General features: G+C 61.5%; 24 protein-coding genes and 1 pseudogene. 21 read left to right on the top strand and 4 right to left on the bottom strand.

Features of this window, described 5'->3' with window-relative positions:
* The first annotated feature begins 10 nt into the window (after nt 1-10).
* From G6N49_RS29715 to G6N49_RS14915, 19 genes are all read left to right on the top strand, one after another.
* Nucleotides 11-469 carry a Zn-ribbon domain-containing OB-fold protein gene (locus G6N49_RS29715; RefSeq protein WP_011559077.1) on the top strand — a complete coding sequence of 153 codons (459 nt, stop codon included), beginning with the start codon at nt 11-13 and terminating at the stop codon, nt 467-469.
* Nucleotides 456-1502, top strand: coding sequence for an FAS1-like dehydratase domain-containing protein (locus G6N49_RS15000; RefSeq protein WP_011559078.1), 1047 nt, complete (start codon nt 456-458; stop codon nt 1500-1502). The genes G6N49_RS29715 and G6N49_RS15000 overlap by 14 nt, the downstream gene beginning before the upstream one ends.
* 30 nt (nt 1503-1532) lie before the next feature.
* Nucleotides 1533-1730, top strand: a complete 198-nt coding sequence (locus G6N49_RS14995; protein ID WP_011562965.1) for a ferredoxin — start codon at nt 1533-1535, stop codon at nt 1728-1730.
* 247 nt (nt 1731-1977) lie between these two features.
* Nucleotides 1978-3393 (top strand): aromatic ring-hydroxylating oxygenase subunit alpha, encoded by a 1416-nt coding sequence (locus G6N49_RS14990; protein ID WP_011559079.1) that lies wholly within the window; start codon nt 1978-1980, stop codon nt 3391-3393.
* Nucleotides 3390-3944, top strand: a complete 555-nt coding sequence (locus G6N49_RS14985) for a 3-phenylpropionate/cinnamic acid dioxygenase subunit beta (protein WP_011559080.1) — start codon at nt 3390-3392, stop codon at nt 3942-3944. The genes G6N49_RS14990 and G6N49_RS14985 overlap by 4 nt, the downstream gene beginning before the upstream one ends.
* Nucleotides 3945-4043: 99 nt before the next feature.
* Nucleotides 4044-4487, top strand: coding sequence for a cupin domain-containing protein (locus G6N49_RS14980; RefSeq protein ID WP_011559081.1), 444 nt, complete (start codon nt 4044-4046; stop codon nt 4485-4487).
* Between the two features lie 89 nt (nt 4488-4576).
* On the top strand, nt 4577-5455 hold the full coding sequence (locus tag G6N49_RS14975; protein WP_011559082.1) for an NAD(P)-dependent oxidoreductase: 879 nt from the start codon (nt 4577-4579) through the stop codon (nt 5453-5455).
* A gap of 165 nt (nt 5456-5620) precedes the next feature.
* On the top strand, nt 5621-6139 hold the full coding sequence (locus tag G6N49_RS14970; protein ID WP_011559083.1) for a MarR family winged helix-turn-helix transcriptional regulator: 519 nt from the start codon (nt 5621-5623) through the stop codon (nt 6137-6139).
* A gap of 451 nt (nt 6140-6590) precedes the next feature.
* A complete protein-coding gene (locus G6N49_RS14965) occupies nt 6591-7490 on the top strand; it encodes an alpha/beta fold hydrolase (RefSeq protein ID WP_011559084.1) in 900 nt (299 codons plus the stop codon).
* The gene (locus G6N49_RS14960) at nt 7490-8806 is read left to right on the top strand and encodes an aromatic ring-hydroxylating oxygenase subunit alpha (protein ID WP_011559085.1); all 1317 of its coding nucleotides are present in this window, start codon (nt 7490-7492) and stop codon (nt 8804-8806) included. The genes G6N49_RS14965 and G6N49_RS14960 overlap by 1 nt, the downstream gene beginning before the upstream one ends.
* 2 nt (nt 8807-8808) lie before the next feature.
* On the top strand, nt 8809-9321 hold the full coding sequence (locus G6N49_RS14955) for an aromatic-ring-hydroxylating dioxygenase subunit beta (RefSeq protein WP_011559086.1): 513 nt from the start codon (nt 8809-8811) through the stop codon (nt 9319-9321).
* Nucleotides 9322-9357: 36 nt separating this feature from the next.
* The gene (locus tag G6N49_RS14950; RefSeq protein WP_011559087.1) at nt 9358-10587 is read left to right on the top strand and encodes a Gfo/Idh/MocA family protein; all 1230 of its coding nucleotides are present in this window, start codon (nt 9358-9360) and stop codon (nt 10585-10587) included.
* A gap of 19 nt (nt 10588-10606) precedes the next feature.
* Nucleotides 10607-11560, top strand: a complete 954-nt coding sequence (locus tag G6N49_RS14945) for a DODA-type extradiol aromatic ring-opening family dioxygenase (RefSeq protein WP_011855198.1) — start codon at nt 10607-10609, stop codon at nt 11558-11560.
* Between the two features lie 533 nt (nt 11561-12093).
* Nucleotides 12094-12873, top strand: coding sequence for a 3,4-dihydroxyphthalate decarboxylase (locus G6N49_RS14940; protein ID WP_011559089.1), 780 nt, complete (start codon nt 12094-12096; stop codon nt 12871-12873).
* Between the two features lie 236 nt (nt 12874-13109).
* The gene (hcaB, locus tag G6N49_RS14935; RefSeq protein WP_013470377.1) at nt 13110-13961 is read left to right on the top strand and encodes a 3-(cis-5,6-dihydroxycyclohexa-1,3-dien-1-yl)propanoate dehydrogenase; all 852 of its coding nucleotides are present in this window, start codon (nt 13110-13112) and stop codon (nt 13959-13961) included.
* A 12-nt stretch (nt 13962-13973) separates the two neighbouring features.
* Nucleotides 13974-14864 (top strand): VOC family protein, encoded by an 891-nt coding sequence (locus G6N49_RS14930; protein WP_011768161.1) that lies wholly within the window; start codon nt 13974-13976, stop codon nt 14862-14864.
* 72 nt (nt 14865-14936) lie between these two features.
* A complete protein-coding gene (locus G6N49_RS14925; RefSeq protein ID WP_011559093.1) occupies nt 14937-16337 on the top strand; it encodes a Rieske 2Fe-2S domain-containing protein in 1401 nt (466 codons plus the stop codon).
* A gap of 64 nt (nt 16338-16401) precedes the next feature.
* Complete coding sequence (locus G6N49_RS14920) at nt 16402-16920, top strand: aromatic-ring-hydroxylating dioxygenase subunit beta (protein ID WP_011559094.1); 519 nt, start codon at nt 16402-16404, stop codon at nt 16918-16920.
* Nucleotides 16921-16968: 48 nt separating this feature from the next.
* Nucleotides 16969-17187: a hypothetical protein gene (locus G6N49_RS14915; protein WP_011559095.1), complete on the top strand. Its 219-nt coding sequence runs from the start codon at nt 16969-16971 to the stop codon at nt 17185-17187.
* 81 nt (nt 17188-17268) lie between these two features.
* On the opposite strand, the pseudogene G6N49_RS14910 reads toward G6N49_RS14915, so the two are convergent.
* Nucleotides 17269-18474: pseudogene (locus tag G6N49_RS14910) on the bottom strand (IS110 family RNA-guided transposase).
* A 214-nt stretch (nt 18475-18688) separates the two neighbouring features.
* On the opposite strand from G6N49_RS14910, the gene G6N49_RS14905 reads away from it, so the two are divergent.
* Together G6N49_RS14905 and G6N49_RS14900 are read left to right on the top strand one after the other, a co-directional pair.
* Nucleotides 18689-19822 carry an IS3 family transposase gene (locus G6N49_RS14905; RefSeq protein ID WP_163647416.1) on the top strand — a complete coding sequence of 378 codons (1134 nt, stop codon included), beginning with the start codon at nt 18689-18691 and terminating at the stop codon, nt 19820-19822.
* Nucleotides 19823-20038: 216 nt separating this feature from the next.
* Nucleotides 20039-21148 carry an AraC family transcriptional regulator gene (locus G6N49_RS14900; protein WP_011559096.1) on the top strand — a complete coding sequence of 370 codons (1110 nt, stop codon included), beginning with the start codon at nt 20039-20041 and terminating at the stop codon, nt 21146-21148.
* A gap of 25 nt (nt 21149-21173) precedes the next feature.
* On the opposite strand, the gene G6N49_RS14895 is transcribed toward G6N49_RS14900, so the two are convergent.
* From G6N49_RS14895 to G6N49_RS14885, 3 genes are all read right to left on the bottom strand, one after another.
* Nucleotides 21174-22178 (bottom strand): ketopantoate reductase family protein, encoded by a 1005-nt coding sequence (locus tag G6N49_RS14895; protein WP_011559097.1) that lies wholly within the window; start codon nt 22176-22178, stop codon nt 21174-21176.
* A complete protein-coding gene (locus G6N49_RS14890; RefSeq protein WP_011559098.1) occupies nt 22178-23155 on the bottom strand; it encodes a dihydrodipicolinate synthase family protein in 978 nt (325 codons plus the stop codon). The genes G6N49_RS14895 and G6N49_RS14890 overlap by 1 nt, the downstream gene beginning before the upstream one ends.
* Nucleotides 23156-23429: 274 nt before the next feature.
* Nucleotides 23430-24179, bottom strand: coding sequence for an IclR family transcriptional regulator (locus G6N49_RS14885; RefSeq protein ID WP_041309542.1), 750 nt, complete (start codon nt 24177-24179; stop codon nt 23430-23432).
* Between the last annotated feature and the right edge of the window lie 67 nt (nt 24180-24246).

The raw sequence follows: 24246 nt of genomic DNA, 5'->3' as shown, positions 1-24246 counted from the left end.
GGGGACCGATGTGAGGCGAACGGGACCGGATGTCGCAGCACCGCCGTTGCCATCCCTGGAAGGTCTCACGGCCCAGTTCTATGAGCATTGCCGACGTGAAGAGCTGTCGTTTCAGCGGTGTTCAAGGTGCGATCGCTGGCGTCACGTTCCTCGCCTGACGTGTGCTGGCTGCGGCAGTAACTCCTGGTCTTGGCAGAGGTCGTCGGGCAGGGGAGTGGTATTCAGCCACACGGTTATTCACCGCGCGCTGCATCCCGGGTTCGACGAGGCCGTCCCGTTCGTGTGCGCCGTTGTCGAAATGGATGAGGGTGTGCGGATGGTGGCACGGATAGTGGACCTAGTTGCCGACGGGACGGCGATGCTGGTTGATGCGGCCGTCGAGGTTGTCTATGTGCACGCCGCCGATGATGTTGTGCTGCCGGCATTTCGGCTGCCCGCTGCGGAAGTGCGGGGCAATGGCCGCCGCTGACGAGTTGCGCGATCGTGTCGGTGAGAAGATCCACTTTCGAGGAGCCGACTCGGTGACGCAGAACGACATCCGCCGCAAACTGGAGGTTTTCACCTTTTCCTGTCCGCTGCATGACGACGAGGCGGCAGCGAAGGCGCACGGCTACCTCGGCGTTGTGGCCCCGGTGACGATGACCCCGCTGTGGGGGCTGCCGCCGTATTGGGCACCCGGACAGCCCAGTCCCTATCTGGTCGACGGGCAGGAGATGACGGGCAACATCACCGACACGCTGGCTCTGCCGTTCAGCCGATCGGTCAACGTCAGCAGCGAGTGGCAATACCACACACCGCTATACCTCGGGGACAGGTTGCAGGGGACTACGACGATCATCTCGGTAGAGCAGAAGCGCACCCGGGTGGGTACCGGAGTCTTCCTGCAATACGAGTCGGAGTACGTGAAGGTTTCGGGAGAACTGGTGGCGCTCAACCGAAATACCGTCTTCAACTACGACCCAGACGACGCCTCCAGGCCTGAGCCCGGCACTTCGGCCCGCGCCCAGCAGGGCGACCGAGGTCCCCGCACGCGCTCAGTGGACGATGCCGATACCAGTGTCGACTGGAACACGCCACTTCAGTTCGACGACGTTACGGTCGGTGCGCAAGTGCGCGGACCGGCTCTGGCCCTGACTTACCAGCGCATGGTGATGAACATTGCCGCGGATCGCATGTTTTCCGGGATACACCACAGCGCCGCGGCCGCTCATGCCGCGGGGCTTGCCGACATCATCTTCAATACTCGTGGCCTGGAAACTCTTTTCGAGACCGGGCTTCGTCGATGGATGGGCCTTCGCGGCAGGTTGGTGCAGCTGGGTCCGTTTAAGATGAGTGCCTCAGTTCACCCGGGCGACGTGGTGCAGGCGCGATGGACGGTGACCGGCAAGCATGCGCAGGCAGGCGCAGACGTCGTAGATCTCGATTTCGGTGTCTTCGCCGGGGATCGGCAAGCGGCGCAAGGGGTTGCCGCCATTCATCTCAACGGCAAAAAGCAATGCTGATCAGAGTTCTGTAGGAGAAGGAGGGTTCCGATGAGTGTTATCAAGGCGGACGTGGAGGTCTGCCAGGGCTACGCGAACTGTGTCGTTGCAGCGGCCGACGTCTTCGACATCGGTGATGCGGGAACTGTTGTCATTCTTGATGACACGGTAGCCGAGAGCGATGAGGCGCGGATTGTCACTGCGATTCGCAGTTGTCCCGTCTCGGCTCTACGTCTCGCAACGGTGTGAGTGAGACGGCCGTGAACGGCGCAAGTATCAGGGGGTCGGATGCATGGTGGAGACGAGTCGGATCGTCGAATGTCCTTGAGTCTCAACCGACATGAGTTCTCGTGTATTGCATCCTCAATCAGGATCTGGCTCCACTTCCACTTCGACGCGTGAGATCGGTGCCCGGCAGACGCGGTGACGGTTTGTGGTGATTTGAGTTACGGCTGTCTCGGGGTGATTCGGGCATTACAGCAAGGGAAAGGTACCGATGACGTTAAAAATGAGTACTTCAGGCGGTTCGGACACGACCGCTCGTAGTCTCGTCGATGTCGATCGCGGGGAGATCAGTCGCGAAATCTTCACCGATGCTTCGATTTTCAACCGTGAGTTGGAGTATTTGTTTCCGCGGAGCTGGTTGTTTGTGGGTCATGCCTCGCAGGTCTCTGCGCCGGGTCAGTTCTTCTCGTCGAGGATGGGCTCGGATCCGGTGTTGTTGACCCGTGACGCTCAGGGTGGTGTGAATGTCTTGCTCAATTCGTGCCGACATCGGGGTATGGCGGTGTGTCGCTACGACGAGGGTCGCGCGCTCCAGTTCACCTGTCCCTATCATGGCTGGTCGTACTCGATGGACGGTTCGCTGGTGTCCACCCCGGGGGATTTGCACGGTGTGCCGCAGCAGGGCATGGCCTACGGCAACGGCCTTGACAAAGCGGCCTGGGGACTTGTCAGGGCTGCCAAGGTGCACAATTACAAGGGCCTGGTATTCGCGTGCTGGGATCCATCAGCCCCGGAGTTCGATGAATACGTTGGGGACTTTCATCATTGGCTGGATAACCTGTCTGATGCTTTTGATGGTACGGAAGGTGGTACCGAGGTGTTCCGTGGGGTGCAGAAGTGGCGCATCAAATCAAATTGGAAATTCGTCTCAGAGAATTTCTTGGGCGATACCTATCACGGGGCGACGACCCATGCCTCGGTTGAACAGGTGGGCATCGGGCCGGGTGGCAGAAATTCACGACGTCACGGTGAACGACAGGATCAGGGTGGTTTTTCGAAGGGCCGTGTGAAGACGTCGTTTCGGATGGGCCATGGCGCGTCGGACAATCTGGCGTATGAGATTCCCTATCCTGAGTTCGCCGAAGAACCGGCCTTGAGTGAGTACTTCTCCCAGGCGTGGGCGGTCCGCAAGGAGCGACTGCAGGCGCAGGGCAGACAGCTCGGTGGTCGTGGCCCAGCGACGATGTTCCCCAATATGTCGTTCTCCGCCGGTTTTCCGCGGACGATCCTGGTGTCACACCCGATCAGCCCCACCGAAACCGAAGTGTGGCGGTGGTACCTCATCGACAAGAACGCACCCGATGATGTACGTGACTGGCTGCGCCGCTATTACATGCGCTACTCGGGTCCTGGAGGGATGACGGAGCAAGACGATATGGAGAACTGGAATTACGCGACGCAGGCCAGCCAGGGCGTGATAGCCCGGCGCTATCCCTACAACTATCAGCAGGGTCTCGATATGGAAACTCCCAGTGCGCTCGACCAGGCTGTGCATTCTCACCACCCCATCGCAGGCGAGGTGAATGCACGCGCCTTTTACCGGCGATGGGCCGAGTTCACCGACAACCTCTCGTGGCCTCAACTCATCGAACTTGCCAAATCCGACGAGAGAGCCGCACGGTCGTGAGTGCAACGGGCGGTGAAATTTCCACGAGGCAGGATGCGGTAGAGAAGTTGCTGCTTCAGGCCGAAATCGCCGATTTCCTCTATCGGGAAGCCGACCTGCTCGACGAACGACGTTACTCCGAATGGCTCGGTCTGCTCACCGACGACTACGAGTACTCCGTTCCACTGCGGGCGAACGTCGCCTACGACGACCTCGCGCAGCTGGAGCAGACTCAGGAAGGTCACGACATCTGCTGGTTCGACGAGAAAAAGGAGACCGTCGCTTTGCGGGTGGAGCAGCTGATGACTGGCCTGCACTGGGCCGAAGAACCCGTCTCGCGAGTGTCACACCTGGTTACCAACGTGCGTATTGAAGGAGTAGACGGCGCGGAAGTCGATGTGAGTTGCCGGTTCCTGGTGTATCGAAACCGGGTCGCCGATGAGACTGATTTGCTGGTCGGCCGGCGCAAGGACCGGTTGCGCCGCGTCGCCGGTGACTGGCAACTGTGCCGTCGCCGGCTACTCCTCGACCAAACGGTCTTACTCGCTAAGAACCTGTCGATCATTCTATGAAGCCGGACCATGTCCTTGAACCCTTGACCTTCAGCACGGCAAAATATATTCTTCTCTAAACCCATTTGATGGGCCGCGACCGATGAGGGGGCAGCTGGATTGTCTACTTCGCTCCAACCGAAGCGGCGTGCCGATGACGTGACCGCCCTGCGTGTGATGACAGAGGAAATGCGCCCGCTTCTCGTCGGCGACGGGTACCAGATGTTCGATGTGCGCGCTCCGCAATCATCGGGCCCACCGCCGCACCAGCATCCCTGGGATGAAAGCTATGTCGTGCTGGAGGGCGAACTGTGGGTAAGCCGCGGCGGCGAAGAAGCGACCCTGCAGGTGGGTGAGGCGATTCGAGTGCCGGCTGGCGTCGTGCACGCCTATCGCGTTCTCTCTGACGGCGCCCGGTGGATCACGACTTCGTCTTGCCCGGGCGGCGCGCTGGATTTCTTTTCAGACGTGGACGAAACGTCGAACGGTCCGGGTGACGTGAAGGCCCTCATTGAGGCGGCCAAGCGAAACAGTGTCCGATTCGCCGATCCGGCGCTGGGATAGCCGTCTGTTGAGCCACCATGCCGCAGATGCCGGCATTCGCCGACTGTGTCGGTAGTCGGTTTACGGCCTGACATTCGGTGGTCGGTGTCATGAGGCGGGTCGGCGTGATCGGCTTGGGCGGCATGGGTTCCGCGCTGGCGGCGTCACTTCTTGCGACGGACCATTACGTAGTCTGTTTCGACATTCGGCCCGACGTATTACGCCCAATTGTCGAGCTAGGCGCCGAGGCTGCTGCGGACGCGCGTGAGTTGGCCGGCGCATGTGATGTCGTTTTGACGTTCCTCCCGGGGCCGAGTCAGGTGCTGGAGGTGGCGCTCGGGTCGGAGCGAGGTGTCCTGGCCGGCCTTGCCGACGGGGCCGCCCTGCTGGATATGTCGACCTGTAATCCCGAGGTCGCAGCAATCATCGGTCAGGCCTACGACGCGGCTGGGAGGCGTTTTGTCGATTGCCCCGTCAGCCGAAAGGCGCCGAACATGACCGTTCTGGTCGGAGGCCCAAGCGGGGTGCTCGGCCCTGATGCCGATGTCCTCGCCGCCGTCTCGCGCACCTTGGTGTACTGCGGCCATCGAGGTGCGGGATATGCCACCAAGCTTCTCAACCAGCACATCAAGTACAGCTGGTACCTCGCTTCGGCGGAAGCCCTCTTAATCGCTGAGGCGATGGGATTGAATGCCGGCGAGGTAGCCGACGCGATCGCGGAGTGCAGCGGGGGGGACTCGGGTCTCACCACGGCGGCGGCGTACTTCCGCCACGACACCGAGTCAGTTAGGAACCGCGCCCCCGCTAGCACCATTACGAAAGACTCCGCGCTCGCGGAACGAATGGCGACGAACGCCGGTATCCGCAGCAGGACGCTTGAGCCCGTCGTGGACTTCTTCCAAAGCGTTGCGGCCTCGGAGTTTCGCGACCGTGCCTACCCCGAAAGCACAGAACTTCTTCAACGAATCCGGTCGATGCCTCCGAAGTGAACCCCTACGTCTTGAGTGCGACCCCCGTCACGCTGTATAGCTAACTGAATTGTAAACGGGCCGAATATCGGTGAGCGGAAAGAAAGACCACCGACCATTTGCCGGTATGATCACCACCCGGTGGAGATGTCTGCCGAACCGCTGATCAACGTTGCAAGGGACTTCATGAGTACCGAGAAGTTGACGATGGCCCAACAGGTCGCGGCCAAGACCCGCGAAGCCGGACCCGATCACGACCCCTCTTCGTTGGCGCTCCCGCTTGCGCTCTACCGTGCTGTGACCGCCTTCGGTCGGGTCGCCGTCGATGAGTTGACGCCGGTAGACCTCTCGATGAGCCAGTTCAACGTTCTGACCGTCCTGAAGCGCGCCGACGGGCCGATGACGATGGGCGCACTGGCCGATTCTATTTCCGTACGCCAAGCCAGCCTGACGAGCGTGGTGGACACGCTGACCAAGGCAGGTTTTGTCACACGCAAGGTGAATCCCCGCGATCGGCGCTCGGTTGTGGTCGCGATATCGAAGAAGGGCGATCAGTTCATGACCGAGTTTCTGCCCGGTCATTACGACTTTCTGCAGAGACTCTTTGCCGGTATCAACCCGCGACACAGGCAGCAGCTGCTTGCACGACTGAACGAACTAATAGATTGCTTGGAGAACTACCCGAGCGGCCAGCGCACCTCCTGATCGGTCCCCGGGTATAGGACGGTCGACGCCGCTACGGTGCTGACGTCCACTCACCGGTCCTCGCTTGGCATCCACGGCTCCAACTGAGGGGTCTATCGGGTGCACTCAGGTAGTGAGTACTCCCGAGAAGAACGTTCGCTCGTCGGCTAGGTTGCGTCCGACCTTGGTGAAACGTGGCAGTCCGCGTGGCGCTCAGGGTTTGTCGCGAGGTGCGAATGACATTGCGGCACAGAAGAATTATTGATACGACGCTGCACGACCGCAATGAAGAACTGTGTCGATGTGATGGTCGACAGTTTGCGTCGGCAGCCGCACCGCTGCGCCCGCGTGACGTGGGCATCGTCTCCCCTTCGAGAGTCCCATTTACACAGAAGCCTAAATTTCTACCTTGCAGATATTCGGGAAGTATGATAAAAATTGGGTACTGTACTGGCTGAGAGGACGTCGAAGGTTGCTCAAAGACGCTTCAATTTGTGTGAGCTTGCTTGGAGCGGAAACACGCTTCGTAGATGTCGACGGCGTCCGAACCAGGACAATTCAGGCAGGGGAAGGTCCGGACCTCATTCTCATGCACGGGGGAGGCGGTCACGCCGAAGCCTTCGCCCGCAACGTGACGGCGCTGTCGCGTCATTTCCGAGTGCATGCGCTGGACCTGTTGGGTCACGGTCTCACCAGTGGTTGTGAGGTCGCCCCGAAGCGTAAGGACTATGTCAGTCACCTACTCGGATACATGGACCAGGAAGGCATCGACCGAGCCCACCTGGTGGGCGAGTCGTTAGGAGGTTGGATCGCGGCGTGGACTGCGTTGGAACATCCCGACCGTGTCGACCGATTGATCTACGTGTGCGGCGCGCGGTTGACGCTAGAGGTCGGCGCCGATGCCGAGGCTCGCACCGCTGCCGGGCGCGCAGAGCTTGCCCGGGTCACCCGGCAATTCCTGGCTGACCCGAGTCCGGCGAATGTGCGGGAGAGGATGGCCTGGCTTTTCCACCACCCTGACCGCGACCTGACCGATGAACTGGTGGCGCTGCGGTGGGCACTTTACCAGAGCGAAGAATCGCGGTCGGCACTGACGAACGCGACGGCGCCGCCCTCAGCGGCGACTGCTGAGGACAATCTCACGGCTGAGCGATTGACCAGCTTGACCAGGCCCACGCTCGTGCTGTGGACGAGTCACAATCCCTCGGCGACGGTGGAATTCGGACGGCGGGCAGCCGAGCTAATTCCCGGCGCTGAATTCGCATTGATGGAGGATTGTGGCCATTGGCCGCAGTGGGAACGGCCGGAAGAGTTCAACCAAATCCTCACCAATTATCTTCAAGGTGATCGCGAGTCTCGAGGGCAACGTTGATGGAGACAATCGGTTCCAAAACCGGCTCGGCGCTGCCGATAGACTCCTCGGCCTTCTACGACGAGGCGGTGTACCAGCGGGAACTCGACTCCATCTTCAAGCGGTCGTGGCTCTTCGTCGGCCACGAGTCCATGATCCCCAAGCCCGGTGACTTCCGCACAACCTATATGGCCGACGATGCGGTGATCGTGTGCCGGGACAAGGAATCTCGTGTTCGTGTGCTGCTGAACAAATGTCGGCACCGGGGCAATAAAGTCTGTCAGTTCGACAAGGGCAACGCGAACATCTTTCACTGCAGCTATCACGGCTGGAGTTACGACACTGCCGGACGGCTGCGCAGTGTTCCGCTAGCCGAGAGCGCCTACGGGCCGCAGTTCGATAAGGCCAGCATGGGCCTCGTCTCCCCCCGGGTAGCTACCTACAAAGGACTTATCTTCGCGTGCTGGGATCAGTCGGCGCCGCCGCTGGAAGAATATCTGGGGGAGGGCCTGCTGTGGTACCTCGACAACTTTCTACTCGACTGTGACCCCAACGGCCTGCAGGTCGTTCCCGGCCTGCACCGCTACCTCATGCCCGTCAACTGGAAGTTGTTGGCCGAGAACTTCGGCGGCGACCAGTATCACTTCGCTGCCACTCACGGATCGGTTTCCGCACTGTCGAAAGCTGGGCAGACTGCCCGCATCAACTTTTCGATAGACGAGGGGCAGCACTACAGCGTGGTTCTCGACGGCTGCGCGCCCCATGGGTTGCTGCAACTGGCAGTCGGTAAGAATTTTTATCAGGACGATCTCGCCCAAGCCGAAACGCTGGGTACCGAAGCAGTCGACTGGCTAACCGAGCGGCAGCGCCTGCAAGACGAGCGGTTGGCGACATCCCCCGTGCAGCCCTACAGCTTTCACGTAGCCAATATCTTCCCAAACTTCAGCATGATTGGCATGGGCACGGCTTTTTACGGTCGGGGATTCATCATGTGGCAGCCTCGGGGACCGCGGTTGACCGAGGTTTGGGAGTGGTGTTTGGTGGAAAGCTCCGCGCCCCGTGCTGTCAAGGAACGCATGGTCTTCGTCTTGAGTCAGCGGCAATCGGCGGCCGGTCTCGTGACGCCCGATGATCACGAAAACTTCGAACGATTGTCTGACGCCCTTGACACCGGAGTCGCCCGGGATGTGCCGTTCAACTACTCACTCGGCGAGGACGTCGAACCAATGGAGTCGCTGGTTGCGGAGTTACCCGGCAATGTCAGGCCGCAGATCAGCGAAGCCTACCAGCGCGAGTTCTATCGGCACTGGCACCGAACTATGACGGAGCCGGCCTAGCCATGGAGACCAGCCAGTTGGACGTGGAACTGCGGCTGCGAATAAACGAATTCTATGCGCGGGAGACCATGCTTCTCGATGATGGGCGGCTGGACGAGTGGCTGGGCTTATTGGCGCCGGATGTCAGATACACGATGCCATTCCCAGAGTCCAGCACGCATCCGGTCGACGATGATGACGGCCTACCGCCGTTTCTGTTGTTCAACGACGACTACGAATCGCTGAAGCTGAGAATTGCCCGGCTGGCTACTGGGCTCGCCCCCGGGGAAACTCCACGCACGATCACTCAGCGCTTAGTCAGCGACATCCTGGTCACCGATGTATCCGATCAAGAGCTGAGCGTCCGATCCAGCGTCATGGTGTTTCTCGTACGCCACGAACGCCACGAGAGCTTCTTCATCGGCAAACGACAAGACGTTCTACGCCGAGACGAAGACTCGGGCCTGCTGCTGGCCGCCCGGGACATCACCCTGGCTCATAGCGTTCTTCCACGAGCGATTTCGATCTTCTTCTAATGCCCAGTCGTTCACTAGCTCTCAGATAGGTCGCACATGACAGATGTCGCGTCACGCGAGCTCGGCCTAGGATTTCTCGGAATCGGTCAGGCTGTCGCCCGAATCTTCCAGCAGTACCCAGACATGTCGACGCTGCCGTATCGGGTTGTGGCGGCAGCCGATACCCGATCACACTCGCTCGCCCGCTTCGCCACCGAGTTCTCGGGCCAGACCTACACGAACGCAGAGCAACTGTGTGCCGATCCAAGCGTGGACGTCGTCTACATCGCCACCCCTCCCGAGCTGCATCGGGAGCATGCGCTAATGGCCGCACGTCACGGAAAACACATGGTCGTCGAAAAGCCGTTGGCCATGTCGGTCGACGATTGCACTGCAATGGTTGAGGCGGCCCAGGCGGCGGGCGTGCAGCTGATGGCCGGCCACACACACAGCTTTGATGCGCCGGTGCGAGCGATGGCCGAACTTGTAGCCAGTGGCGAACTCGGCGAGTTGCTCATGGTCAACACCTGGAATTTCAACGACTTCAACCGGCGACCGTGGCCGACTTCGGAATTGCGCTCGACCAGCGGGCCAGTTCTCAACCAGGGGCCCCACCAGGTCGATATCGTGCGGCAAATAGTCGGCGGTGTGGCCAGAACAGTGCGTGCGTCGACAATATGGGACGACGTCCGGGAATGCGTCGGGGGATACACCTGTCATCTCGGATTCGAATCAGGAGCTTCCGCCACGCTCGTCTATGACGCGCGAGCGTTCTTCGATGTCGCGGAGTTGCACTCGTGGGTGGCAGAAGACGGCGGCCGCCGCAGCCCCCAAGCCAACCAGCGAGTAGCCAATAACTTCGCTGCGCTCAGTCAGAACCCTGACCAACTTGAAGTCGCACTGGAAGCTCAGAAGGAACAGGGCCGCTACGGTGCTGCGACGACGACCGAAGAGTCACAGGAGCTGTGGGGTTACTCCGCCCCCGGAGAGATCATCCACCACCCCTACTTCGGCCTGACCGTGGTGTCCTGCGAACGCGGCGCGATCAGGCAGTCGCCCGACGGGCTGGTGGTGTACGGGCAAAACGGATTGCAGGAAATACCGGTCGCGCGCACCATGCGGGGCAGGGCCGCAGAGTTGGCTGAACTACACCGGGCGATCACTGAGGACCGCCCTGTTCAGCACGACGGCCGCTGGGGGCGCGCGACGCTAGAAGTATGTTTCGCCATCCTGCAGTCGGCCTACGAAGATCGCGAAGTCGTTCTCTCCCACCAGGTATCGCTGTGACTCCAGAGGAGGAGAAATCGTGGGTGAGATTGTAGCGGGTTACGCGTCGTCCCATGCCTTCACTTTCATCCCGCCTCCCAGGTGGGAAGGCTTCCGCACAAAGAACAGGCAGAACTACACAGTGCGACGCGGTAAGACCCCACCTCGCCTGAGGAAAGACGAAGAACCATTCGACGACGCTGCGGCGCGTTACGCGCACATCGAGAACGGGCTTCAAAGGCTGCGTGACAGCATCAGACAAGACCGACTGGATTGCCTGATCATCATCGGCGATGACCAAAACGAAAACTTCGACGGTTCGGCACTGCCCCAGATAGCCATCCACACAGGAGATGGGTTCACAGTGTCTGACCGCTTCTTGCCAGAGGCGCGGTTTTGGAAAAGTTCGCCCGAGCTCAGTAAGGACTTGAGTGAGCACACCGTCGAGGCGGGGTTCGACGTCGCCACCGTCGTCGATTTCCGTGAGACCACCTTGCACTCACACGCCCATGGCGAGATTGTGGCCAATATCCTTGGAGACCACCAAATCCCAGTGGTGTTGGTATTCCTCAATGCCGTTCACGTGCCGTCGTTGTCGCCTAAACGGTGCTTCGCGCTCGGCCGCGCGATTGCCGACGCCGTGCGGTCACGCCGCCCTGCAGACGAGAGGATAGGTGTCTACGCGTCCGGTGGACTTTCACACTTCACTGCCGGCTATCCGTGGGCTGCCTACGATGGGCCGCGCGTTCACGGCTCAATCGACGACGAATTCGATCGCCGCACCCTGAAGTGCCTCGCTACCGGAAACGGCTACGAGCTGAGCAAACTGACCAGCGAAGACCTGCTCAACTCTGGCAACATCGAGCTGAGATCGTGGATATGTGCTGTCGGCGCAGTCGGCGGCAACACGCCATGGGCCAGCGTCTATGAGCCCATTCCCCGCGCCCTGATGGGAATGGCCGTCGCCTGGACGAACTGCGAAGTCACTGTTTAGCGCGTCGAAGGTGAGGCACGCGAAATTTGATTCGGCGGGTGTGGGTTATCCGCAGATCTACTCGACGTTTGCACTGAGAACCCCCACGGTCGAAGGAAGATGTCGTCGGCCGTGACCCTGGGACGAGGGCATGTCTGCCCACCCTCTGGCCCAGTCAACCGGCAGAACCGTGGGCCGCCGAGACGCCGCTCGCGAAAGGGTATGTGTCCCAATGTCGTTGTTGCGCCGCCTGCGCGGACTGTCGGCGACAATAGGCCCACACCGAAACCAGAGTCTCTGTTTTACAGAGTAGATCTCTGTTATACAGTAAGGCTATTGGGTGTAGCGCCTAACTGCGTGGAAGTGATGGCTCGTGGTTAACGATGCCTTCTGCTTCGGGGCCTCAACAGCCCAAGCCCTATAGGAACGGTTAAGGAGGCGAACCGGATGGCCATCTGCGCTGCCAGCACCACCCATCGCAGTTTGGGTAAGGCATCCGCGGACTTCGCTGTCGTCGTCAAGGACGGCGTCGACACCGAAACCCCGAGTTGGCGATGAGCTCCACCCCTTCGGGTGCAGGGCTAGACACTGAACGACACGCCATCGCGCTGGCCTGTCGCGTCCTGGCGGCGCGCGACTTGGCGCCAGGCATCCTCGGCCACATCAGCCTGCGCGTCGACCGAGATCGACTGCTGATCCGATGTCGTGGTCCGCGCGAGCGAGGGCTCGCGTTCACCAGCGCAGAGGACATCCGGATGGTCACGTTGGACGGTACAGCGGGCGGCAAAGGAGAACTCGACGATGGTTACCAGCCGCCGAACGAGTTGCCACTGCACACCGAAGTGCTCCGCACCCGCCGCGATGTCAATGCTGTGGTTCATGCGCACCCCGAGGCGGTAGTCGCCGCCGATCTCGCCGGTCTGGCTGTCCGACCGATCGTCGGAGCGTTTGACATACCCGGTTTTCGGCTCGCCGCGGCTGGCGTGCCGGTCTATCGGCGAGGCGTATTGGTGCGCAATCGGCAACTAGCCCAGGAAATGGTTGCTGCTATGGCAGACCGGCCGGTGGTCGTTCTCCGTGCCCACGGCCTCACCAGTGCTGCGGACACCGTCGAGCGGGCCGTACTACAGGCCATCAGCGTCGACACGATCTCGCGTTTGTCGCTCCAGATCGCTTCTGCGGGTGGCACTCTGGCTGATTTGCCCGACGCTGATGCAGCAGAGCTGCCTGATCTCGGTAACGCTTTCAACGAGACCATCGCGTGGCGTCACGAGTTGGCGCGCCTCGAAACCCATGGTTTGTCGTGTCACCCATCGGAGAAAAGGTCCTCATAGGCACATCCGGGCACGCGCTCATGTCCGTTGCCGCGGGTGGTCTGGGACGCGGCTTCCGATCCCATCGGACCATTGGCGTAGACATCCCCCGCACTCTCCTCGCCCGAGCATCGAGACCCGCGTGAATCGGAGCTTCGACAGCGCTGCGCGGATAGACCCCCCATTCAGCGGCGAGGACACTGGTGGGCAGATGCAGAGCAACAAGAGCATTGCGCATCACCGGAGGGACGATAGTTTTGAGTTGGTTGACCGGGCAAGTCGCCCTGGTGACCGGCGGGGCAGCCGGAATCGGTTTGGCCGTGGTCGAGCGTTTCTTGGCCGAGGGCGCATGCGTGGGCGTCCTGGATCGCTCGGAAGGCGACCTGGCTACCATCGGCAACGCCGACGGCAGGCTCATCGCGGTAACAGGTGACGTGACGTCGTATGCAGACAACGTCATGGCGGTGCGCGAAACGGTCGATGCGTTCGGAAAGCTCGACGTCTTCGTCGGCAACGCTGGGATCTTCGATTACTTTGCCCCTTTGGTGGGTTTCGACGGAGCCGACCTCAGCAGCGCCTTCGATGAGATCTTCGCGGTCAATGTAAAGGGCTACCTCCTTGGTGCCAGGGCCGCCGTTCCTGAACTCCTCAAAAGCGATGGCCCGAGCATGATCTTCACCGTCTCCAACTCTGGCTTCTATGCCGCCGGTGGCGGCCCGCTGTACACCGCTTCCAAGCACGCGGTCGTTGGCGTAGTGCGTGAACTGGCCTACGAGTTGGCGCCGAAGATCAGGGTGAATGGCGTCGCTCCAGGCGGCACGGTAACGGGCCTGCGTGGAATCGAGGACCTCGGCCAGGGTCAGGACGTGTTGTCATCGGTGCCCGGCATCGCCGACATTATGAGTACTACAAACCCATTGCAGTACGCGCAGCAGCCCGCCGATCACGCCGGCCTGTATCTGCTACTCGCGTCGGCAGACAACTCGCGAGCGGTGACCGGCGTCGTCATCAACAGCGACGGCGGCTTGGGCGTGCGGGGCCTCAACCAGCCGTCCGGAGGGACGGAACTTGCCACCGGCGCGATGCGCATCGACGTCGGGTCAACATAGGAGGTTTTACACATGTTGGTGAAAGCGTTGGGTTATGTGGGTGTGGAGTCTCCGGATGCGAAGGAGTGGTTGGCGTTCGGTCCGGAGGTTTTGGGGATGGAGGCGGTTGAGGCGTCCAGTGGATCGGTCCTGTTGCGGATCGACGACGCCGATCATCGTTTGGCTGTGCATCACGGAGAGCGCAACCGGATGCTGTATGCGGGCTGGGATGTGGGCAGCGAGGAGGCGCTTGAGGCTGCCGGGGAGTCGTTGCATCGGCAGGGTATTGGGTTTGAGGTGGGAACCGAGGAGGACTGCGCAGCCCGCGGGGTGTTGGGCTTTGTGACGCTTTCGGATCCTTCGGGGTTGCGTCATGAGTTGTTTTACGGTCAGAAGGTGGTGCCGGGTTCCTTCCGGCCCGGTCGTGCGATATCGGGGTTCGTCACCGGTGCGCAGGGGTTGGGTCATGTGGTGCTGGCGACGCCGGACCTTGCGCAGGCCGACCGGTTTTTGCGGGGGGTGTTGGGGTTTAAGAAGAGCGATGAGATTTACACCTTCATGGATCTGTGGTTCTACCACTGCAACCCGCGCCATCACAGCATCGCGTTGACTCGGATGCCGGGTGTGCGGGGACTGCACCACGTGATGGTCGAGGTGCAAAGTTTTGATGACGTGGGGATGGCTTATGACCTGTGCATGTCGCGCAACATTCCGCTGAGCATGACGTTGGGGCGCCATGTCAACGATCGGATGGTGTCGTTTTACGTGCGCACACCGAGCGGGTTTGACATCGAGTACGGCTGGGATGCGGTGACCGTCGACGAGGAAACCTGGACAGTCGCTCAGTACGACCGACCCAGTGTGTGGGGCCACCAGATGGTCGCCCAAACACCACCAGGCGCACTCGAAGCCGCAACAACATGAACGCCGCAATCACGAAAACATCTGTCCAAGAGAACATTACGCAGCCCAATCCAAGAAACGTCGGAGAAGTACATGTCTACTGTCGGTAAGAACGACATTCAGCAACTGGTAGCGGCCGGCCGAGAAGGCCTTGCTAAGGGCCGTCTGCCCGCCGGGCTGGTCGCCAACGCAGAACTCCACAAGCTCGAAGCTCAGCGAGTCTTCGGCCGGTGCTGGCAATTCCTGGCCCACGAGACGGAGATCCCCCAGGCAGGGGACTACGTGGTCCGATATCTGGGTGGCGGTTCGATCATCGTTGTCCGCGGCGAAGACGGCGAAGTGCGCGCCATGGCGAACTCGTGTCGGCACCGCGGAACAATGCTGTGCCGCACGGAGATGGGCAACACTTCGCACTTCCGCTGCCCCTATCACGGCTGGACCTACCGCAATACCGGAACTCTGGCGGGTGTACCCGCACAAAAAGAGGTCTATGGGGTCGAGATGGACAAGAACGAGTGGAGTCTTACCCAGGTTCCGCGCCTCGAGAACTACGGCGGAATGATATTCGGTTGCCTGGACGAGAAGGCAGAACCTCTCGTTGATTATTTGGGCGATATGGCGTGGTATCTGGACCTGATCACCCAGAAGTCCAAGGGTGGACTGGAGGTGCGGGGTGAGCCCCAGCGTTGGATCATCGACTCCAACTGGAAGCTCGGCGCGGACAACTTTGTCGGGGACGCCTACCACACGTTGATGACGCACCGATCGGCGGTCGAGCTCGGTCTGGCTCCGCCCGATCCGAAATTCGCATCGGAGCCGGCGCATATCAGTCTCTCCAACGGTCACGGCCTCGGCGTCCTCGGGGTAACGCCCGGGCAACCGATGCCGCCCTTTATGAACTATCCACCCGAGATCGTCGATGGACTCGCAGCGGCTTACGGCGATCAGGACCGCGCAGACATGCTTCAGCGTTCGGCCTTCATTCACGGCACGGTCTTTCCCAACCTGTCGTTCCTCAACGTCCTCATCGGTAGGGACAAGAAGTCAATGCCAGTGCCGATGTTGACATTTCGGCTGTGGCGTCCGCTGTCACACGACACGATGGAAGTCTGGTCGTGGTTTCTCGTCGAGAAGGATGCCGACGAAGAGTTCAAACAGCAGTCGTATGAGACCTACGTACGAACGTTCGGCATCTCCGGTGTGTTCGAACAGGACGACGCCGAGACTTGGCGCTCCATCACTGCGGGAACGCAAGGCATTCTCGCAGGCAGCCAGACACTCAACTTCGAGATGGGCATGGGTGTGCTGACCAGCGACGACACGTGGAAGGGGCCCGGTCGTCCCCTGTCCAGCGGGTACGCGGAGCGTAACCAACGCGAATTCTGGGGTCGCCTGTTGGAGTTACTCACCGACTCAGGCGATGACGCCAGCGAAACCGAGCCCAAACCCCAACTACTCGCGCAATCTCGGACCAATGCAGACGAGGTCGCCTGATGAGGCATCAGGCACCTGCTTGTCTCACAACCACAATCAACCAAGTCATAAAGGATGGTGTGCCATGGTAGCGACGGTCGAGCAACAGCTTCTGCTCCGCTGCGAGATGGAGAACTTTCTGTTCGAAGAGGCGGAGCTGCTGAACGACGGCCGGTTTCACGACTGGCTAGAACTGTGCGCCGAAGATATCCACTACGTCATCCCGGTGCGCGTGAGCAGAGAACGCGCCAACGGCGACGGAAATTCGACGACCATGACCCACTGGGATGACGACTACGCAGGCTTGGAGCTGCGGGTGCTACGTCTGGACACCGAATACGCATGGGCAGAAGATCCGCCCTCACGGATCCGACACCACGTGTCGAATGTGCGGGTACGCCCCGGCGCAGGGACGGACGAATACGATGTCCGCTCCAACCTTCTCGTGTTCCGCAACAGGGGGGACAGCCCGCAGCACGACCTCATCTCTGCGGAGCGCCACGATGTCATCCGCCGCAGTGAGATGGGCCTGCGGTTAGCGAGCCGACGGGTAGTGCTTGACCATGCCGTTGTCGGCACCCACAATCTGGCTAACTTCTTCTAACGGGGCGACGTTGAGCTTGCATTACTTAAAACCTAGAAAGGTACAGTCGTGACCGGCGACCACGGTGCGGCGACGACCATCGCGAACGAGTTCGCCGTCGTCACCGTCGACAAAATCTTTACCCGCAATGGAGAGCGGTTGGAGATTGCCAGCCCCCGCCTCGGCTTCCGAATTCAGCTCGACCCGTTGGAACTTGAGAGTTTGTCATGGCAGACCAAGGAAAGCCTTTCGCGGTTTCTCGAGGACCCGTACGGTCCTGGCCATTGACCTCGCGCACGTCAGTGAGCAGGGGATCGTTTCCTACTTGACGCCCTTTCCCCAATCGTGAAAGGACTCTCAATGAAGAAGTCAAGCCGCGGCGGTGATCGGGGGTGAATCAGGTTGCCAGGTCCGGTTGTCGCGGATGAGGGCGTAGAGAACGTTGGTGCGCCGTCGCGCCAGGCAGATGGTGGCGGGGATCGGCCGCTTTCCTTCGTCTCGTTTGCGCTGGTAATAGGCCTTGGAATCTGGGTCGCAGCGGATCGCGGTCAACGCCGACATGTACATGACTCGGCGCAGTCGGCGACTGTAACGCTTGGGGGTTTGGCAGTCGTCCGGTGCGCTTTCCGGAGTCTCGAGACACTGGCGCCAGGCCGGCCCAGGCCGCGAGTTGGTCAGCCGATCCGATCAGCGCGGGATCACCAACGGCGGCGAGGAATTCGGCGCCCAGCCGAAATCCTATGCCGGGCATGCTGGTGATCACCTCGGCGAGTGGATGGCGGCGAAATCGGCCCTCGATGTCGGCGTCGGTGGTCTTGATGCGGTCATCGAGGGCGATCACCTCCCGCGCCAGATCAGCGATCAACCCGGCGGCCACCTCTTCGCCGGGCAGGCGCATCGTCTGGGTTTTCACTGCAGCCACCGCAGCCGCCGCGATCGAGGCGGCGTTGCGCACACCGGCATCGGTCAAGACTTTGGTCAGCCGCGAAACACCGCTTTGTCGAATCGCTTTGGGACGCTGGTAGCGCGCCAGCAGTATCACCCAGCCACGGTCTTGGCTCGGTTGGGCGGCTCGTTCCAGGGCCGGGCAGACCGCGACGAGTTGCTGGCGCAGCCGGTTGATCGTGCGGGTGCGGTCGGCCACCAGGTCGGCGCGATGGCCGGTGAGCATCCGCAACTCGCTGATCAAGTCATCATCGGGATGCAGAACGGGCAAGTCTGGCCGCGCATGCGCGCCTGGTCGGCGATCACCCGAGCGTCTTTGGCATCGGTTTTGGCCTCCCCACCGCGGTAGGTCGCCGAGGCCTGCCACACCGCCCGGCCGGCCAGATACCGGACCGTTTTGCCGGCGTCGGCCAGCACCGTCAACACCAGTGCGGCATACACCGTGGTCAGGTCCACCGTCCACGACACTCGCTCGGCCAGCTCGTCGATTTCAGCGACGAGCTCCCGGATCGGTTGCTCGTCGTTGACCAGCCGGCGCGACAACACCACCTTCCCGCTGTCGTCGACCGCACAAACCCAGTGATGCTCTTTACCAACATCCACTCCAGCCCACACCTGGCCCGTCGTCATCACCCCTCTTTTCGCCTGTCTACCAACATGATCCCCATGGACAACCCCGCCAGCATTTCCTTAAACAAGCGATCACATCGCAGATCTCAATCAGCGGCCAGAGGAGTCCAGGCAGGCCGGGCGGCCAGTCCTTTTGAGGTGAGCCCTTCGGAGTGGTCCAGTTGTTATGCGACTCTGTCGCCCGGCTTGCGGGCAAGGAAGAATCGACAACGACATGGCAACGAACAAGCGCCGGCGGCACACCCCGGACCAGATCATCCGCAAGCTCGCCGAGGGCAACAAGCTCCTCGGTGCCGGCCAGGAACTGGCTGAGGTGTGCCGGCATCTGGAGATCACCGAGTCGACGTGGCACCGCTGGATTGCCCAGTACGGCGGCATGAAAGCCAACGAGGCCAAACGGCTCAAGGAACTCGAAGCCGAGAACGCCCGGCTCAAGAAGCTGGTCGCCAACCAGGCCCTCGACATCGACATGCTCAAGGAGATTTCGGCGGAAATAACCCCGAACCGCAAGCGCAGCGCGGTCATAGCGCTGCGTGAGCGGTTCGGGGTCTCTGAGCGCCGGGCCTGCACCGTCGTCGGTCTGCACCGTTCCACGATGCGGCTGACACCGGCACCGGTCACCACCGAGGAGGCCGAGCTTCGTGCCTGGCTGCGCCGGTTTTCCACCGACCGCCCGCGGTGGGGGTGGCGCCGGGCCGCCAAGATGGCGCGCCGTGCCGGCTGGAAGGCCAACAACAAGCGCATCCGCCGACTGTGGCGCGAGGAGGGCCTGCGGGTGCCTCAGCGGCGCCGCAAGAAGCGGCTGACCGGCATCGGTGTCGCCGTGGGTGCGATGTCCCCGATCCGCCCGAACGTGATCTGGGCGATGGACTTCCAGTTCGACACCACCGCCGATGGCCGCACGCTGAAGATGCTCAACGTCATCGACGAGTTCACTCGCGAAGCACTCGCGATCGAGGTCGACCGCGCCATCAACGCCGACGGCGTCGTCGACGTGCTGGATCGCCTGGCCCTCACCTACGGGGCGCCACACTATGTGCGCTTCGACAACGGTCCCGAGTTCGTCGCGAACGCCGTGGCCGATTGGTGCCGATTCAACAGTGCCGGTTCACTTTTCATAGATCCGGGCTCGCCATGGCAAAACGCCTGGATCGAATCATTCAACGGCAGGCTCCGTGATGAACTGCTCAACCTGTGGCGCTTCGACTCCCTGCTGGAGGCCCGCGTGATCATCGAGGACTGGCGCCGCGACTACAACGCCAACCGACCCCACTCCGCCCACGGCGAACTCACCCCAGCCGAGTTCGCTCTACAGTGGACCACGACCCATCAACCCCAAGTCGCATAACGACTGGACCACCAAACGGGTCCCCCTCACTTTCAAGCCGCACCACCAGGGCCGGCTACGACCATGCAGCCTCACCCGACCCACCCGGGTCACAGCCCAACGTAACAACACGAAGTAACTGCAACTACGAACTTAAGGACGACTTGCGTCTACAAGAATCACTCTCTGCTGAACAGAGTTTTCATCCACTAGAATGTTTCGAGAGCATGCGGTCGGGTGACGCAGGACCCTGAGTCGGAGGCCAGACCTTCCGCGTTGGTGTTCGACGGAGCGACAGATTCTGTCGGCGAACTGCGGTTACCGCAGCGAGAAAGTGAGTTGTTACCAATGGCGAATGGACCGAAGATGGCAGGATCGTACTTCAGCCGACGCGAGACCGTATGCACCGAACAGTTGAGCGCGGCCGAGCACCTCGCTTCGGAAATTTTCACACCGCACCGTCTCCGCTACTCCCGTCGCGGCCAGCGTTTGAATGCGCGGCTCAGCGCCGCACGAATCGGTGCTGTGACCGTTGGCTATCTTCGGTACGGTGCAGATGTCGAGCTCGTCAATTCGACTGCGCTCGATGATTACCACATCAACGTTCCCCTCACCAGCCACGCCGATTCGTGGTGCGGCCCAGCCACGGCCCAAGCGACGCCCACGCAGGCGGCGGTTTTCCTCCCAGGCCGTCCTGCCGGCATCAAGTGGGCCGCCGATTGTGGTCAGCTGTGCGTGAAGTTCAGCCGCACGGATCTGGAATACGAACTCGAGGGCTTGCTTGGACGACCTGCGGTTAGGCCGCTGAATATCGCGCATAGCATGGACCTGACGGCGGACAGCAGTCGTGCGTGGCGTGCGCTGCTATCGGTCTTATATCGGGAGGTCTCTCGCCCTGAGAGCATCGTGCAACATCCGATGACCGGGCGACATTTCGAACAGTTGCTCATACATGGGTTTCTACTCGCCCAACCTCACTATCAGGCCATGGCGCTCGCCGCCGACCAACACGCAGCGCCGCCGCCCAAAGTACTCAGGACAGCTCTCGACCTAATCGAGGAGCATCCCGAACGGAGTTGGACGACAACCGATCTTGCTCGCGAGGTTGGTATCAGTGTCCGCGCTCTTCAAGAGAGCTTCAAGCGGCACGTCGGGCTTCCTCCGCTCACGTATCTGCGCGAAGTCCGGCTGATCCGTGCGCATGCAGAACTGGCGGCGTCGTCTGAGAGTGCCGTGACTGTTGCCCGCGTAGCGATGAAGTGGGGCTTTGGTCATCTGGGCCGCTTCAGCGCGGAGTATCGGCGCAAGTTCGGCGTCACTCCCCAACACACCTTGCGCGCTACCTGAACATCGCCTTCGAACCGCGTCATTGCTAGGCCAGGAATCGGTCGACGGTCTTGATGATCTGGTAGGCGACCCGCAGCGTCGGTACATCCATGCCCAGTTCTTGAGCGGCGGCGAGATAAGGCGCCAGCATGAAGTCGACCTCGGTCTTACGTCGTCGCAGAACATCCTCGTACATCGAGGGGTGTCCCAGGTTTCCCTTCTCGCGCATTACTCTGCCTTGCCCGATGACAAACTCGATCGCGTCGGCCGTCGGAAGGGCATCGAGTTCCTTCAGGCGGGAGAGAGGCGCAAAGAAGTTCATCGGCTCGTAGCCCTTCGCCCGGTAGACCCCAAGAAGGTCCTTTGCCAGCGCGACGAAGTACATCGCTCCCTCGCGCACCTCCATGCCCTCGAAGACCGAGGCGTCAGGGATTGCGCCCAGCGCCGTGACCGACCACGCGGCCGCCAACGCGATCTGGGCGAGCTTTTCCCACTCGACCTGCTCGATGTTGCCTACCGCCTTTGCAGGAAGGCCGGCGTTGGTGAAGGCAGCCGTCAAGTCGTCGACGCGCGCACTAGATGTCCCGTCAAGTTCGCCGAAGTAAGCGGTCACCTCAGCTGTAAGGTGATTTCTGACGAGCCCCGGTTCGAGCAAGGTGCCGCCCTCGATGGTGGAGGCTCCGATCACCCTGTCGGGCCCAAGCCACCCGGCGAGCGTCGCATCCTTCTCGACGGTGTTCTGCACCGACAACGCGCTGCTCACGCAATCACGCAACCCGTCGGCCTCCGCCAGGGCCTGCGCGGTATCTTTGCCCTTCACCGCCAACACCAGGTAATCGAAATGCCCCGTGGCTTTGGCTGTCTGGTCGACCGCCGTCAAGTTATCAGTAATCACCAGGTCGCCCCGACGGCCCGTGATTCGGAGACCGTAGCGCGTGATGGCCTCGGCGTGCGCCGGCCTGCCGACCAGGGTGACATCGACGCCAATGTTCGCCAAATATCCGCCCAAGACAGATCCGAGCCCACCAGCGCCCAGGATCAGGACGCGCATCAAATGGCCTCGGCGGCCGTCAGTTTCTCCTGCAGGACTTCCCGCTCCGGAGCAGACAGCCGGGCCTTGACGGGCGGTCGCACCGGGCCGGCACGCAGCCCCAACAGTTCGAACCACGCCTTCAGATAGGGCATGGCCGCGACGTAGGAACCCGTTGCCGCGATGCGGCCGATGAGCACCTCTTCGTACACCTGGCGAATTGCGTCCACCTTCGCCGACACAGGTAGCGCCCCCGCGAGTTCACCAGCAAACGCAAGGTCGGTGTATTGGTGCAGTTCCTGCCGCCGTTTCCCGTAGAGGATCAGGGAGAGCTCCCCGTAAAGCACCCGACCCCCGAAGAGCGCAGCATCATGAGCCCAATAGCGCTCATTCGGCTCGCTGATCACAAGATGGTCCCCGAAGCGGTGGCGTAAGGCGATGCTGTCGGTCCAACTCAAAGTGCCATTCTTGATCCCAACGACGTTGGCGTGCTCGGCGATCCGAGCGACGGCGTCGTGGCTATACACGAAACCGGATACCGGCGTCCGGTAGAGCACAAGCGCCAGCCCGGTGGCGGGCGCCACGAAGTCGAAGTAGTCGACCACGTCGTCGTCGGTCTTGAGCTGCACCGATGGGTTCATGATCTCGGCGCCGGTGAAGCCCAGGGACTCCACGAACCGCATTTTTTCGATCGCCTGGTACGCCGAATGGTCCAGAATGATCGTGAACAAGGGCAGGCGGCCGGCGGTGGCACCGGCGACTACCTCGTGGTAACGCTGCCATTCGGCCAGCGTCATGTTCCATCCCTCGGCGAAAAACCCGCCGACAACGAGGCCGGTGCACCCCATCTCCACAAACGCGTCGATATTCTGCCGCAGACCCTCTTCGTCCAGCTCGAACTCGTCGGTAAGGGGCGTGACAGGACACATATAGAAGCCTCGAAGGTTCTCGGCGGCCCACGCCCTGGCGTCGGATCCCAGCGGTGTCGTGGTGGTCATGTTCTTTGCAATTCCTTCAGCGATAGTTTGGCTGTTGAGGGTTTGAGGTTGGGCGGAACCGCCTCCCTCGCTGAATATCCGAAGCTGCGGAGTGCGCCAGCTTCCTGCAAATCATTGGCGGGGAGACTCGTTGGCGTCTATCCAGTAAGCGCTGCGCGGACTCCGGTTCGCGCCTAACGTGTGGCACTTCGACCTAGGTTGCGGCCGCCGCCAAAGCTTGCCCGTTCGAGAGATTCTGTCCCACAGAGCGACGGCTACGACGGCGCCTGACGGGTCATAGCAGTCGCCCAATGCCGCGCGCGGCGACCTGCAGGGCGCCGAGAAGCCGCTGACGATCGCGCTTCAGCGTCGGTACCACCACGGCGATCGCGGCGACTACGGCGTCGTCGGTCTGGCGGATGACCGGCACCGCCAGCGAACATGCACCCAGCGACATCTCCTCGCTCGTGGTGGCCACTCCTTCACGATGGATGCGCTGCATCTGCGAAGACAGCACGGTCGGCGACACGATGGTGTACGGCGTGATGCGAGTCAAGGTGGCGAACACTCGGTCTTTAACGTCCTCCGGCGCGTGGGCCAGCAGCACCTTGCCAACGCCGGTGCAGTGCATCGGCAGCCTGCTGCCGACGGCGCTGACAATCGGGACAGATGTCCGGCCCATCATCCGTTCCAGGTACAGCACCTCGTCGCCATCGCGCACGGCCAGGTGCACGGTGGCAAGGGTCGCCGCGTATACGTCATACAAGAACGGTTCAGCCACCTGGCGCAATTGGCCTTCCACCGGCGCCAGCAATCCCGCGTTCCAGACCAGCCTGCCCACCACGTACTGACCGTCGGCGCGGCGCTGCAATGCCGAGCCGGCGACCAACTCGGCCGCAAGGCGGTGTGTGGTGGCAATCGGCAGTCCGGCCCGGCGGGCCAACTCGGACAGCGTCAGGCTGTTATGCCGCTCGTCGAAGGCGCCGAGAATGTTCAGCAAACGCGAGGTGACAGTGGTTCCCGGCGTCGAAGTGTTCCCTGCCAATTATGGATGGCCTTTCCGCTCAGTGGAATTCTACCGTTCGCCAATCTCAACGTCGTCGGTACCGTAG

The sequence above is a fragment of the Mycolicibacterium monacense genome (assembly GCF_010731575.1).
Taxonomy (GTDB): domain Bacteria; phylum Actinomycetota; class Actinomycetes; order Mycobacteriales; family Mycobacteriaceae; genus Mycobacterium; species Mycobacterium monacense.
The sequence above is the reverse complement of the archived record's forward strand: the minus strand, read 5'-3'. Positions and strand labels throughout refer to the sequence as shown.

Bases quoted from the DNA above. Each gene is read 5' to 3' on its own strand.
- G6N49_RS14975 (WP_011559082.1), top strand. From the start codon at position 4,577: ATGAGGCGGGTCGGCGTGATCGGCTTGGGCGGCATGGGTTCCGCGCTG.
- G6N49_RS14990 (WP_011559079.1), top strand. From the start codon at position 1,978: ATGACGTTAAAAATGAGTACTTCAGGCGGTTCGGACACGACCGCTCGT.
- G6N49_RS14960 (WP_011559085.1), top strand. From the start codon at position 7,490: ATGGAGACAATCGGTTCCAAAACCGGCTCGGCGCTGCCGATAGACTCC.
- G6N49_RS15000 (WP_011559078.1), top strand. From the start codon at position 456: ATGGCCGCCGCTGACGAGTTGCGCGATCGTGTCGGTGAGAAGATCCAC.
- G6N49_RS14930 (WP_011768161.1), top strand. From the start codon at position 13,974: ATGTTGGTGAAAGCGTTGGGTTATGTGGGTGTGGAGTCTCCGGATGCG.
- G6N49_RS14895 (WP_011559097.1), bottom strand. From the start codon at position 22,178: ATGCGCGTCCTGATCCTGGGCGCTGGTGGGCTCGGATCTGTCTTGGGC.
- G6N49_RS14970 (WP_011559083.1), top strand. From the start codon at position 5,621: ATGAGTACCGAGAAGTTGACGATGGCCCAACAGGTCGCGGCCAAGACC.
- G6N49_RS14940 (WP_011559089.1), top strand. From the start codon at position 12,094: ATGAGCTCCACCCCTTCGGGTGCAGGGCTAGACACTGAACGACACGCC.
- G6N49_RS14950 (WP_011559087.1), top strand. From the start codon at position 9,358: ATGACAGATGTCGCGTCACGCGAGCTCGGCCTAGGATTTCTCGGAATC.
- G6N49_RS14925 (WP_011559093.1), top strand. From the start codon at position 14,937: ATGTCTACTGTCGGTAAGAACGACATTCAGCAACTGGTAGCGGCCGGC.
- G6N49_RS14890 (WP_011559098.1), bottom strand. From the start codon at position 23,155: ATGACCACCACGACACCGCTGGGATCCGACGCCAGGGCGTGGGCCGCC.
- G6N49_RS14955 (WP_011559086.1), top strand. From the start codon at position 8,809: ATGGAGACCAGCCAGTTGGACGTGGAACTGCGGCTGCGAATAAACGAA.
- G6N49_RS14920 (WP_011559094.1), top strand. From the start codon at position 16,402: ATGGTAGCGACGGTCGAGCAACAGCTTCTGCTCCGCTGCGAGATGGAG.
- G6N49_RS14905 (WP_163647416.1), top strand. From the start codon at position 18,689: ATGGCAACGAACAAGCGCCGGCGGCACACCCCGGACCAGATCATCCGC.
- G6N49_RS14995 (WP_011562965.1), top strand. From the start codon at position 1,533: ATGAGTGTTATCAAGGCGGACGTGGAGGTCTGCCAGGGCTACGCGAAC.